This is a genomic window from Pseudomonas sp. A2 (assembly GCF_023100865.1).
Classification (GTDB): domain Bacteria; phylum Pseudomonadota; class Gammaproteobacteria; order Pseudomonadales; family Pseudomonadaceae; genus Aquipseudomonas; species Aquipseudomonas asiatica.
Window position 1 is genome coordinate 2676206 of the sequence record NZ_CP039127.1, and the last position, 12271, is coordinate 2688476.

The following is a 12271-nucleotide window of genomic DNA, read 5'->3' on the forward strand; positions in this document are numbered from 1 at the left end:
GCCTCACTTTCAAATACCGAGGCTTTCCCCATGACCGCCATCAAGCACGCCCTGCTCGCGTTCGCCACCCTGGTCACCCTGTCGTCCACCCTGGCTGTTCACGCCGAGGAGTCGTCGGCATTCGTCGAGCGCAACCATTCCCTCAACGCCCACGCCTTCAGGAAATGACGCCGGTTATGGAGATCATGAACGTGAAACTGCCCGTAACGGGCAAAAGGGCGCTGTTCGCCTTGTCGCTGGCGGCATTGCTGGTCGGCTGTGGCCCGCAGACGCAGGAGAGTGCTCCGGCGGCGCCGAGTGTGGTGGTGAGCCAACCGTTGAAGTCGACCATCAGTGACTGGGACAGCTTTACCGGCCGGTTCGAGGCAACCGATTCGGTAGAGGTACGCTCGCGCGTCAGCGGCTACCTGGAGAAGGTAGCCTTCCGGGACGGTGCAATCGTGAAGAAGGGCGATCTGCTGTTCGTCATTGATTCGCGCAGCTTCCAGGCGGCGGTGACCCAGGCCCAGGGCAAACTGGCCCAGGCCCGTTCGCAACAGGCTCTGGCCGAACAGGAGTATGCCCGCGCCAAGGTGCTGATCGATTCCAGGACCATTGCGCAGAGCTTGTACGACCAGCGCCTGCAAGCGCGCGAGGCGGCCCGCGCCGAAGTGCTCAGCGCCGAAGGCGCGCTGGCCAGCGCTCGTCTGGACCTCGAGTTCACCCGTATCACCGCGCCCATGAGCGGGCGTATCAGCCGCAAATTGATCAGCGAAGGCAACCTGGTCAACGGTGGCAGCAACGATGCCACCCTGCTGACCACCATCGTCTCGCTCGATCCCATCGACATCTACTTCGACATCGACGAGCAGAGCTACCTGAAGTACCGCCGTCAGTCGGCCGGCAACATTGCCGGGAGCCAGGTGCGCATCGCCCTGCCAGGCGAGCTCCAGGCATCGCTGAGCGGGCGCATGGATTTCATCGACAACCGCCTGGACCCATCCACCGGCACCCTGCGCCAGCGCGCGCGGGTCAGCAACCCGGACCTGGCGTTGAGCCCGGGCCAGTTCGGCCGCGTGCAGTTTTCCGCGCGCCCGGCCTATGAGGCCTTGCTGGTGCCGGATACGGCCGTAGGCATCGATGCCACGCGCAAGGTGCTGTATGTGCTCGATGCACAGAACCGCGTCGAACTGCGCCCGGTACAGCTGGGCAAGCTGCATGACGGCCTGCGCGAAGTGGTCAGCGGCCTGCAGGCCGACGACCGGGTCATTGTCGATGGCCTGCAACGGGTACGCGCCGGGGATACTGCGATCGGTGAACAGCGCAGCCTGACCCGGGTTGCCGCCGCCAACCCGGCCCAGGAGGCGACGCTATGAACCTGGGACGCACCTCGATCGACCAGCCGGTGCTGGCGATAGTCCTCTCGGTGGTGCTGATGATCGTCGGCGGCCTGGCCTACCTGGTGCTGCCGACTGCCGAGTATCCCGACATCGCGCCCCCCACGGTGGTGGTCCAGGCCACCTATCCGGGGGCCTCGGCGCAGACCGTCGCCGAGACTCTGGCGATCCCGCTGGAGCAGGAGGTCAACGGTGTCGAGGACATGCTCTACATGTACAGCCAGGCCACCTCCGATGGCAGCCTGAACCTGACCGTGACCTTCAAGGGCGGCACCGACGTCGACAAGGCCCAGGTGCTGGTGCAGAACCGCGTGGCCCTGGCCACACCACGCCTGCCCGAACCGGTGCAGCGCAGCGGTGTGTCGGTGCGCAAGTCCTCGCCGACCCAGCTGTCGACCATTTTCATTTCCTCGCCCAAGGGCACCTATGACCAGCTGTACGTGTCGAACTTCGCCATTCGCACCGTGGCCGATACCCTCAAGCGCATCGACGGCGTTGGCGACATAAACCCGCTGGGCGCGCGTGAGTATTCGATGCGCATCTGGCTGGACCCGGAGCGCGTCGCCGCCTTCGACCTGACCCCGGGCGACATCATCGCCGCCGTTCGTGCGCAGAACACCCAGGTGGCCGGCGGTGTCATCGCCCAACCACCGGTGGCCTCCCAGGCGTTTCAACCGAACCTGATCTTCGAAGGGCGGCTCAAGGAGCCGGCTGACTTCGACAACATCGTGCTCAAGTCCGGCGAGGCGGGCCGCCTGGTGCGCCTGAAGGACGTGGCGCGTACCGAGATCGCCGGGCTGGCCTACGTCAACAACACCTACTACCTGCGCAACCCGGCCATCGGCCTGCAGGTGCTGCAGCGTCCGGGCGCCAATGCCCTGGCGACCATGCAGGTAGTGGAGCAGACCATGCAGCAACTTAGCAAGGACTTCCCGGAGGGCATCGAATACAGCATCGGCTACAACCCCACGGCGTTCATCGCAGACAGTATCGGTGAGCTGGGCAAGACCATCTACGAGGCGGTAATCCTCGTGGTGCTGGTGGTGCTGTTGTTCCTCCAGGGCTGGCGGCCGTCGATCATTCCGATCCTGGCCATCCCGGTGTCACTGGTGGGTACCTTCGCAGTGATGGCGCTGCTGGGTTACTCGATCAACAACCTGACCCTGTTCGGCCTGGTGCTGGCGGTAGGGATCGTGGTCGACAACGCCATTGTCGTGGTGGAGAACGTCGAGCGCCACCTGGGCGAGGGCAAGAGCCCGCTCCAGGCGACCATCGTCACCATGCAGGAGATTGGCGGTGCGCTGGTGGCGATCACCCTGGTGCTCTGTGCGGTGTTCATTCCCACGGCGTTCATCCCGGGGATTTCCGGCGAGTTCTTCCGCCAGTTCGGCGTGACCATCGCGGTGGCCACGGCCATTTCGCTGTTCAACTCGCTGACCCTGTCGCCGGCGCTGGCGGCGATGATCCTGCGCCGTCACGGTGGCCATGCGCCGCTGCGTGCCGGTCTGCCGGGCCTGCCGCGGCGCGCTGCCGAAGCGTTCAACCAGGGCTTTGCCCGGCTGTCCAATGGTTATGCCGGCAGCGTCCGCGGCCTGGTTGCCAGGACGCCGCTGATGCTGGCCGTGTATGCCGTACTGATCGCCGCTACCGCCTACCTGATGGTGTCCACGCCCAAGGGCTTCATCCCGGCCCAGGACCGTGGCTACCTGGTGGTGATCGTGCAATTGCCCGACGGCGCATCGCTGGAGCGTACCAACGCGATTTCCCAGCAGATCGAAGCCATCGCCCTGCAGGTGCCGGGTGTGGACAGGGTGCCGACCTTCTCGGGCTTCTCGATGGTCACCGGGACCAACTCGTCCAATTCGGCGGGCCTGGCCCCGGTGTTCGAACCCTGGTCCAAGCGCAAGCTGAAGGGCCGCACATCGGACGTGATCGCGGCCGACCTGCGCGAACGCCTGAAAGCGGTCAGCGGTGCGTCGGTGATTGTCGCTACGCCGCCGCCGGTGCAGGGGCTGGGCAGTACCGGTGGTTTCTCCCAGCGTCTGCAGGACCGTGCCGGGCTAGGCAGTGACGCGCTGGCCAAGGCCACGGCGCAGCTGATTGCCGCCGCCAACGCCACACCGGGCATGACGGGTGTGTATTCGCCGTTTTCGGCCAGCACTCCGCAGGTGTTCGTCGAGCTCGACCGTGAGCGCGCCGAGATGCTGGGCGTGCCAAGCAGCCAGATCAACCAGGCCATCGAGACCTACTTCGGCTCGACCTACATCAACGACTTCAACCTGGTCGGCCGCACCTACCGTGTCACTGCCCAGGCCGACCTGCCTTACCGGGTCACGCCAGAGGACCTGGCGCGGGTCAAGGTGCGCAATCAGGCCGGGCAGATGGTTCCGCTGGCCAGCGTGACGCAGCTGCACGAGGCCCTGGGGGTAGAGCGCTTCCCACGTTACAACCTGTTCCCGACCGCCGAGATCAACGGTGACACCTTGCCAGGCCTGGGTTCGACCTATGCCATCGAGACCATGGAACGCCTGGCCAAGGTGAATCTGCCGGCGGGCATCAGCTACCAGTGGACCGACCTGAGCTACCAGCAGACCACCGCCGGCAACATGGGCCTGCTGGTCTTCCCGCTCTGTGTGGTGTTCGTCTACCTGGTGCTGGCGGCGCAATACGGCAGCTGGAGCCTGCCGCTGGCGATCCTGCTGATCGTGCCGATGTGCCTGCTGGCCGCGGCCGGTGGCGTGCGCCTGATGGGCCAGGACATCAACATCCTCACCCAGATCGGTTTCATCGTCCTGGTGGGCCTGGCGGCAAAGAACGCCATCCTCATCGTCGAAGTGGCCCGGCAGCTGGAAAAGGAAGGGCAGGGTACGGTCGAGGCGGTGGTGGAAGCCTGTCGCCTGCGCCTGCGGCCGATCCTGATGACCTCGCTGGCGTTCATCCTTGGCGTCTTGCCACTGGTGCTGTCCGAGGGGGCCGGTTCCGAGATGCGCCTGGCGGTGGGGGCTGCGGTGTTCTTCGGGATGATCGGGGTAACCCTGTTCGGCCTGGTGTTCACACCGATTTTCTATGTGCTGGTTCGTCGCCTTGCCGGCGGCGAACGGCAGGTATCGTCACAGCCTTCGGCTGTCGAACAGGACTTCCAGCGATGAACATGCGTCTTCGTTTCCCCGTACTGGGTTTTACTGCGGCGCTGCTGGCTGCATGCGCTGCCCCGAGCTTGCCGCCGCCCAGCGCTGCACCTGTGCAGCATTACCTCAATGCCCGCTCCGAAGCGCCGCTGGCTGTGACCGAACAGTGGTGGCGCGGCTATCACGATCCGCTGCTCGACCGCCTGGTGCAGCGGGCATTGGATGATAACCTCGATCTGCAGGTTGCGCTGGCGCGCATCGATGCAGCCCGGGCTCTGAGGGCAGTCAGCGCTGCGGCCGGCAGCCCGGCCCTGGACTTCGGCGCCAGTGCCGCACGCCAGCGTACCTCGGCTTACCAGACCGGCTACAGCGAGGCACTGATCGATGCGCCGATCTCGTTGGGCCTGGGCGCCAGCTGGGAGCTTGACCTGTTTGGCCGCATCCGTGAAGGCATCCGCGCTGCTGACGCCGAGGTGACGGCAAGTGAAGAGCAAGCCCATGCAGTAAAGGTTGCGCTAGTGGGTGAAGTGGTCCAGGCCTATGCCCAGGCCCGAGGCTTGGAGCAGCGCCTGGAGATCGTCCGCCAGAGTGCCCAGAGCCAGGCCGAGACCTTGCAGTTGAGCGAGCAGTTGTACGCGGCGGGCAGCAGCCCGGAGGCCGACCTGCTGCGGGCCCGCGCCCAGGCCGACCGCACTGCGGCCCGGGTGCCGGCGCTGCGCCTGGAGTGGCAGCGCACCGTGCACCGGCTTTCGGTGCTGCTGGCCATGCCCAGTGCCGAGTTGTACGGGCAGATGCATGCCAACCCGGCGAGTGTGCGTGAGGTGGCCTTGCAGGATGCTGGCACGCCTGCGGACCTGCTGCGTCGGCGTCCTGACGTGAAGGCTGCCGAGGCACGGGTGGTTACCGCCTATGCGCGGGTTGGCGTGGCCAAGGCAGAGCTGATGCCACGTCTGAGCCTGTCGGCGGCGTTGGGTTCGTTGATCAATGGCATGAGCGCGGCCACGCTGGCCAACTCGACCTTCTGGCTGGCCGGCGTCAATGCCAGCGCGCCATTGTTCGATGGTGGCCGGCGCAAGGCGCAGGTGCAGGTCCGGGATGCCGAGGCGCGGGAGGCGTTGCTGAGTTACCGGCGCACGGTGCTGGTGGCGGTGTCGGAGGTGGAATCGGCACTCGCGGCGGCCCAGCGCAATGCGGAGCGCCAGGTACTGCTGGCACGTGCCAGCGAGCAGTCGACCTCGGCCTTCGAGCAGATCCGCCGTTCGTGGCAGGCTGGCGAGGCGCCGTTCCTTGATGTGCTGGAGGCCCAGCGCAACCAGCTCAGTGCCCTGGATGCCCTGGCCACGGTACGCACTGCCCAGTGGCAGAACCAGGCGGCACTGGTCAGTGCGTTAGGCGGGTAAGCGTAAAGGGGGCTGCCTGGCAGCCCCAGCGTCTAAGACTCAAACCTGATCGATCGGAATGCCGTGGTTGTTCTTCCACATCAGTACCACGCCACTGGCAATCAGCGCCACGACGATCAGGTAGACGTTGAACACCCAGCCAATCTGCTCCGAGTAAAGCCAGGTTGTCACATACGACGCAGTTCCCCCGAATACCGCCACACCCAACGAAATGCACACACCGAACATCCGCGTGCGATAACGGGTAGGGACTTGCTCGGAAATCGATGCGGGCTTGCAGCCGGTGATGAAGGCCACCAGCATCAGGCCGGCAGTCTGCGCCACCATCAGGGTCCACGGCTCGCTGGAGATCATGCCCCACAGAGGGAACAGGGTTGCCGCGATACCCAGCAGCGAAATCAGTGCACAGACCTTGCGCCCCACCTGGTCCGAAACCCAACCGCAGACCGGCAGGAAGGCGAGGTAGATGACCTGGGCGACGCAGCTCATCATGAAGGCGTTGTGCGGGTCCATGCCCTTCACGCTCATGGCATAGATCGATGCCGACGTGACCCAGGTGTAGTAGGTCAGGGTGGCGCCTGCTTCATACAGGAACAACCGCACACCATGTTGCAGTACCTGCCCGCGGCTCCAGCAAGTAGTGTGCTGCGTTGCGCTGGCGGTGCTAGGGCTGTGGTCGCTTTCCATCATGTTGCGGCGCAGCCACAGGGCAACCACCGCCAGCAGGCCACCGGTGGCGAAGGGGATGCGCCAGCCCCAGTCCTGCATCTGCTCGGTGCTCAGCATCGAGGTCAGCAGGGCCATGTAGAAGGTTGCCAGCAGCGAGCCGCTGCCCACCGCGAAGAACACCGTGCTCGACCACAACCCCCGGCGCTTTGGCGGGGCGATCTCGGCGATGTAGGCGTAGGACGTGGTGGTCTCTCCACCGTGGGCGAAGCCCTGGACCAAGCGCGCACAGAGCAGCAATCCGGAAGCCCAGCTGCCGATCGATTCATAGGAAGGGATGAACGCGATCAGCAGGCTGGCGCCGGCCATCAGCAGCATGGTGCTGAGCAGCACGGTGCGTCGGCCGAGGCGGTCGGCGAGGATACCGAAGACGATGCCGCCCAATGGCCGCAACAGGAAACCTGCGGCGAACACCGCCAGGGTGGCGAGCAGCGCTGAGGTGGGGTTGCTCTTGTCGAACAAGGCACTGGCAATGTAGACGGAGGCAACGGTGTAAAGGGTCCAGTCGAACCACTCCAGCAGGTTGCCGACGCCGGTAGCAAGCAAGGACTTGCGACGCAGGCGCGTGGCGTCAGGTGCAGCGTAGGCAACGCTGCCTGGCAGGGTCTCGGTCATGTTGTTCATTGTAGTCTCCGAGCGAATGGGGCGGGCAGCACCCAAGACGGCGCTGCCCGTATTGCGGGGCGGGTCAGCTCGCCATGTGGGCCAGGGCCACTTCCTCGATACCGGCGGCATCGAGCTTGTAGTGCTGGTACAGGTGGGTCGGCGGCGCGATCAGGCTGTATTCGTCGTAGATGCCATGACGCTTGAGCTTGACCCCGACGCCTTCGTCGGCCAGCACCTCGGCCACCGCGGCGCCCAGGCCACCGAGCACGTTATGCTCCTCGACGGTCATCATCCGCTTGCTGCGCGCAGCGGCCTGGAGGATCGTCTCGCGGTCGATCGGCTTGATCGAGGCCATGTCGATCACGCCCACCGAACGGCCTTCGGCATTGAGCTTGCGGGCCGCGGCAAGCGCCGGGTGTACGGTGATGCCACAGGCGATGATGGTCAGCTCTTCACCCTGCAAGTGCTCGGTGGCCTTGCCGAACTCGAAGGTTGTGCCGTGCTCGTAGATGATCGGGTCGCGGCCGCGACCGATACGGAAGTACACCGGTTTGTCATAGCTGGCCGAGGCCTTGATCGCTGCCGCCAATTGCGGGCCGTCGGAGGGCGAGACCACCGCCAGGTCGGCGATCGAGCGCATGGTGGCTATATCCTCGGTGGCATGGTGCGAGGTGCCGTAGAAGCCCAGCGAGATCCCGGTATGGTGGCCGATCAGGCGCACCGGCTGGGCCGAATAGGCCACGTCCATGCGGATCTGTTCGCAGCACAGCAGGCCCAGGAACGAGGCGAAGGTCGCCACGAACGGCATCACCCCGCAGGTGGCCAGGCCGGCGGCAGCGGTGACCATGTTCTGCTCGGAGATGCCGAACTGGATGTAGCGGTCGGGGAACGCCGTGGCGAACTTGTTCAGGCCATTGGAATACTGCAGGTCTGCCGAGCCTGCCATAACCGGATGGCCTTCACGGGCCAGCTCGATCAGGGCATCGGAGAGGTAGGACAGCCCTGGGTTCATGGCATTCAGGCCACGGTATTGCCAGGAGTTGGGGGACAGGGGGGCGTTCATGTTTCAGATCTCCTTGGCTTCGATTTCAGCGATCGCGCGTTTGGCGTCTTCAGGGTCCAGGTAGCCCAGGTGCCAGCCCGGCTCGGTTTCCATATAGGAAACACCTTTGCCCTTGACGGTCTTGGCGATGATGCACACCGGCTTGTCGCGGTTTTCGTCGGCCTTGACCTTGCGCAGGGTGGTGGCAACCGCGCGGATGTCGTGGCCATCGATGACGTGCACTTCCCAGCCGAAGGCGCGCCATTTTTCGTCCAGCGGCTCGACGCCGATCACGTCGTCGACGCTACCGTCGAGCTGGAAGCCGTTGCGGTCGACGATCGCGATCAACCGGTTGGCCTTGTGGTGGGCGGCACCCATGGCAGCTTCCCAGACCTGGCCTTCCTGCATTTCGCCGTCACCGAGCATGACGAACACGTCGTAGCTTTCGCCAGTGAAACGCTGGGCCAGGCACATGCCCAGGCCGCCGGAAAGGGCGTGGCCAATGGAGCCGGAAGAGAAGTCGATGCCGGGTACCTTGCGCATATCAGGGTGATCACCCAGAGGGCTACCCAGTCGCGTGTAGTCATCCAGCCACACCTTGGGGAACATGCCGAGGTCGGCAAGTATCGGGAACTGGCCAACGGCCGCGTGGCCCTTGCCCATCAGGAAGCGGTCGCGCCCGGCCCAGCCCGGCTCCTCGGGGCGCAGGTTCATCACGTCGTAGTACAGCGCCGAGAACAGTTCGGCAGCGGAGAACACCGAGGTGTAGTGGCCGGTCTTGGCGATCTCGATCAGGCGAATGGTTTCCAGGCGGACGAATTTCGCCCGTTCGCGCAGGTGGGCGACGGTCTCGGCGCTGGGCACGAAATCGCTGGCTTTCCAGGCCTCAAGGGTTTTACGGGGTGTAGCCATCTCTACCTCCAAATGCAGGCATAGCAGGGTGGGTGTTGCCGGGGGAAATCAGCGGGTCAGGGATTCGAGTGCGCGCATGGCTTCGATCAGTTCACCGCTGTGTAGGGGTTGGCCGTTGCCACGCACGAAGTTGCGTGCGTGGGGGGCTTGCAGGGTGGGTTCGGCGACCTTGAGCAAGGTGGCGTCGTCGACGCCCGTCACACCCAGTTCGGCCAGGTTGCAGGGCAGCCCGATGCGTCGGTAGAAGGCCAGCAATTCGGCCATGAACGCCGCTTCGCGGTCTTCAAGTACCAGTTGCACCAACAGACCATAGGCAACCTGCCAGCCATGCACCTGGTCGCGGGCACCGGGGATCTTCGACAGGCCACGGGTCATCGCGTGGGCGATGGACAGGCCGCCACTCTCGAAGCCCAGGCCGCTCATCAGCAGCACGGCTTCGATCAGGCGTTCGAACGCTTCGTTGACCTGGCCGCTGCCGGCCAGCGCCAGGCCCTCTTCGGCATGGGCGCGCAGCACGGTATAGCATTCGCGGGCCAGGGTGACCCCGGCAATCGACGGGCGAGCGCCAAACATGTTCACGCCGCCGGCTTTGAGGCATTGCTCGGCTTCGAACTTCTTGGTCAGTGCGTCGGCGATGCCGGCCAGAAGGAAGGGGCGCGGGGCCTGGGCTATCAGGCGGGTGTCGACCAGGACATAGCGTGGGCTGCTGAGCAGGTGGCCTACTTCGCTGAGTTGGTGATGCTCGTCGTATACCACGAAGTTTTTCGAAGTAGGCGCATCGTTGGAGGCAACCGTGGGCATGCTCACCAGCGCCGCACCGCAGGTGTGGGCCAACGCCTTGCCGGCATCGATCGATTTGCCGCCACCGACCGCCAGGACCACGTCGAAGTCGAAGCGCGCGGCCGATTGGCGCAGGCCGGCGATGCCCTTGGCGGTGATTTCGCCATCGAAGGTGATGTAGTGCAGTTGCACATCGGCGCGAGCGCAGGTGGCGTCGAGGCGCTCCTTGACCAGGCCGATCACGAAGCTGTCGATGACCACCACGGCTCGGCGGCCGCAATGGGCCAGGTACTGGCCTGCCTCGTCAAGAACATCGGGGCCTTGCACATAGCGCCCGGGTGAGCCGAATACCAGATTCATACGGCACCTATTTATGATTGTTTGTTGTTGTTATGCGAGACCTCAGGGGATCTGCGTCATTTGTGATGCATCATATATCATGCGTGATGGCCGTCAAGCTTCCTCGGGGGCAGTGGTAGCCATCTGTCTGTCGAATGGGATATCAGGCGATGGAGTAGCCGCCATCGACGGCCAGCGTGGTGCCGGTGATATAGCGGGCGCTGTCAGACGCCAGGAAGGCGATGGCATTGGCCACGTCCTCGGGTTGGCCCCAGGCGTTCATCGGGATGCGTGACAGAATGCCGGCCGAGCGGGTCGGGTCTTCATAGGCTCGGCGCGACAGCTGGGTGAGGATCCAGCCCGGGGCCACGGCATTGGCGCGCACACCGTCGGCGGCCCAGGCCACCGCCTGGCAACGGGTCAGCTCGCTGATCGCGGCCTTGCTCGAGGCGTAGGCGGGGGTCTTGGCCGAGCCGAAGATGCCCCACATCGAAGCGAAGTTGATCACCGCGCCGCGCGCCACTTTCAGGCCCGGCAAGGCGGCATTGCTGATGCGCAGGACGGCGGTCAGGTTGACGTCGAGCACGCGGTTGAAACCGTCGATTTGCCATTCCCGGTTGTGGTCGATCACGCCGGCGGCATTGACCAGGGCATCGACGCGCTCGAAGCGGCTGAAGAAGCCATTGACCTCGGCATCGCTGGTCACGTCCAGCACCTGATAGTGGATGCCTTCGACCCGTGCTTCAGGTTCGCCCAGGCCCAGGGTGTGCACCTGATAGCCATCGGCAAGCAGGCGCTGCGCGGTTGCCAGGCCGATGCCCGAGCCGCCGCCGGTGATGATTGCAATCTTGCTCATGGGTGTAGCTCCTTTCGGGATGTGTACATGGGTGGGGCCTGACCCAGGCGCCCCGCGAACAGGCCGACAAAGGCACAGGGCGCGTCAGCGACCGGGCGCTGCGCCAAACAGGTAATCGGCCAACAGCTCGAGCTGCCCGGTGAGCATGTGCACGCCCTTGTGGATGGGGCAGCCACGGGCCTGGGCCGCTTCGAGCAACGGGGTGACATCAGGATTCATCACCACCTCGCCCACCAGCGTGGCTGGCTGCAGGGTATCGGCCGCCAGCGGCAGCGGATCGTCCGCCTTCAGGCCCAGTGCGGTGGCGTTGATCACCACATCGAAGCCGCGTGCATCGGCCGCACCCGCAGTGATATCTCGACCAGGCATCAGCGTGCGCAACTGCGCGGCGAGTGCTTCAGCCTTGGCCAGCGAACGGTTGGCGACCACCAGCCGGGTGATCGGCTCACTGAGCAGGGCATGGGCGATACCGGTGGCGGCACCACCGGCGCCGAGCAGCAGCACACGCCGGCCGCCCAGGTCATGGCCCTGGTTCTTCAGGCCACGTACGAAGCCTTCGCCATCGAACATGCGCCCGACGAAGCGGCCATCGGGCAGACGACGCGCGACGTTGCACACCTTGAGCACTTCGGCGATGCCCAGCAGCTCGTCGCACAGGTGGGCCACCTCGATCTTGTGCGGCACGGTCACGATCACCCCGGCGAGGTTTTCGATACCACGCAGGCCAGCCCAGGCCGAGGCCAGGTTGTCGGGCGAAACCTCCCAGGGGACCAGCACCCCGTCATGCCCCAGGCGTTCAAGAAGCGGGTTGAACAAGGACGGTGTTCGCAGGTGCTTGGCTGGGTAGGTGAGATGTACCACCACCCGGGTAGTGCCGGTGACAGGCATGGCTGTTTCCTTGAAAGCTGGCGTGGAAAGGCAGAGCGCGGGCCAGCGCCGCGTTCGTTATTAGATTCATAAATGCATCATATATCATTAGTCAATCCCCATCCTGGCCGCAAAAGTCTTTTGCATGAAAGTCAAAAGACTTGATCTTGCGATTTAAAAATCAAACATGATATATCATGCCTCCAGTCGGCTGCGGCCGCTGAACGTCCTGATATCAA

The 12271-nt window shown here is 64.7% G+C and carries 10 protein-coding genes; 4 read left to right on the forward strand and 6 right to left on the reverse strand.

Annotated features, from left to right (window positions below; genetic code table 11):
- Positions 1–30 precede the first annotated feature (30 nt).
- The 4 genes from E5221_RS12390 to E5221_RS12405 are packed head-to-tail and all read left to right on the forward strand — an operon-like array spanning position 31 to position 5904.
- Positions 31–168: a hypothetical protein gene (locus E5221_RS12390; protein ID WP_023662445.1), complete on the forward strand. Its 138-nt coding sequence runs from the start codon at positions 31–33 to the stop codon at positions 166–168.
- Positions 169–185: 17 nt separating this feature from the next.
- Positions 186–1355, forward strand: coding sequence for an efflux RND transporter periplasmic adaptor subunit (locus E5221_RS12395; RefSeq protein WP_247847561.1), 1170 nt, complete (start codon positions 186–188; stop codon positions 1353–1355).
- The gene (locus E5221_RS12400) at positions 1352–4525 is read left to right on the forward strand and encodes a multidrug efflux RND transporter permease subunit (RefSeq protein WP_247847562.1); all 3174 of its coding nucleotides are present in this window, start codon (positions 1352–1354) and stop codon (positions 4523–4525) included. The genes E5221_RS12395 and E5221_RS12400 overlap by 4 nt, the downstream gene beginning before the upstream one ends.
- Positions 4522–5904, forward strand: a complete 1383-nt coding sequence (locus E5221_RS12405; RefSeq protein WP_247847563.1) for an efflux transporter outer membrane subunit — start codon at positions 4522–4524, stop codon at positions 5902–5904. Before E5221_RS12400 ends, E5221_RS12405 begins: the two co-directional genes overlap by 4 nt.
- 39 nt (positions 5905–5943) lie before the next feature.
- Here the strand turns inward: E5221_RS12405 and E5221_RS12410 are convergent, their stop codons facing one another.
- The 6 genes from E5221_RS12410 to E5221_RS12435 all read right to left on the reverse strand — a co-directional run bounded on the left by E5221_RS12410 (position 5944) and on the right by E5221_RS12435 (position 12053).
- Positions 5944–7254: an MFS transporter gene (locus tag E5221_RS12410; protein ID WP_013972187.1), complete on the reverse strand. Its 1311-nt coding sequence runs from the start codon at positions 7252–7254 to the stop codon at positions 5944–5946.
- Positions 7255–7318: 64 nt separating this feature from the next.
- Entirely contained in the window at positions 7319–8299 is a 981-nt protein-coding gene (locus tag E5221_RS12415) for a transketolase C-terminal domain-containing protein (RefSeq protein ID WP_003257656.1), read from the reverse strand.
- Positions 8300–8302: 3 nt separating this feature from the next.
- Positions 8303–9190, reverse strand: a complete 888-nt coding sequence (locus E5221_RS12420) for a transketolase (protein WP_247847564.1) — start codon at positions 9188–9190, stop codon at positions 8303–8305.
- 48 nt (positions 9191–9238) lie between these two features.
- Positions 9239–10330 (reverse strand): glycerol dehydrogenase, encoded by a 1092-nt coding sequence (locus tag E5221_RS12425; protein WP_023663394.1) that lies wholly within the window; start codon positions 10328–10330, stop codon positions 9239–9241.
- A gap of 142 nt (positions 10331–10472) precedes the next feature.
- The gene (locus E5221_RS12430; protein WP_013972190.1) at positions 10473–11165 is read right to left on the reverse strand and encodes an SDR family oxidoreductase; all 693 of its coding nucleotides are present in this window, start codon (positions 11163–11165) and stop codon (positions 10473–10475) included.
- Positions 11166–11249: 84 nt separating this feature from the next.
- The gene (locus tag E5221_RS12435) at positions 11250–12053 is read right to left on the reverse strand and encodes a shikimate dehydrogenase (protein ID WP_247847565.1); all 804 of its coding nucleotides are present in this window, start codon (positions 12051–12053) and stop codon (positions 11250–11252) included.
- Between the last annotated feature and the right edge of the window lie 218 nt (positions 12054–12271).

Excerpts from the sequence above, each read along its gene's own strand:
- E5221_RS12390 (WP_023662445.1), top strand. The coding sequence starts at position 31 with ATGACCGCCATCAAGCACGCCCTGCTCGCGTTCGCCACCCTGGTCACC.
- E5221_RS12395 (WP_247847561.1), top strand. The coding sequence starts at position 186 with ATGAACGTGAAACTGCCCGTAACGGGCAAAAGGGCGCTGTTCGCCTTG.
- E5221_RS12400 (WP_247847562.1), top strand. The coding sequence starts at position 1,352 with ATGAACCTGGGACGCACCTCGATCGACCAGCCGGTGCTGGCGATAGTC.
- E5221_RS12405 (WP_247847563.1), top strand. The coding sequence starts at position 4,522 with ATGAACATGCGTCTTCGTTTCCCCGTACTGGGTTTTACTGCGGCGCTG.
- E5221_RS12410 (WP_013972187.1), bottom strand. The coding sequence starts at position 7,254 with ATGAACAACATGACCGAGACCCTGCCAGGCAGCGTTGCCTACGCTGCA.
- E5221_RS12415 (WP_003257656.1), bottom strand. The coding sequence starts at position 8,299 with ATGAACGCCCCCCTGTCCCCCAACTCCTGGCAATACCGTGGCCTGAAT.
- E5221_RS12420 (WP_247847564.1), bottom strand. The coding sequence starts at position 9,190 with ATGGCTACACCCCGTAAAACCCTTGAGGCCTGGAAAGCCAGCGATTTC.
- E5221_RS12425 (WP_023663394.1), bottom strand. The coding sequence starts at position 10,330 with ATGAATCTGGTATTCGGCTCACCCGGGCGCTATGTGCAAGGCCCCGAT.
- E5221_RS12430 (WP_013972190.1), bottom strand. The coding sequence starts at position 11,165 with ATGAGCAAGATTGCAATCATCACCGGCGGCGGCTCGGGCATCGGCCTG.
- E5221_RS12435 (WP_247847565.1), bottom strand. The coding sequence starts at position 12,053 with ATGCCTGTCACCGGCACTACCCGGGTGGTGGTACATCTCACCTACCCA.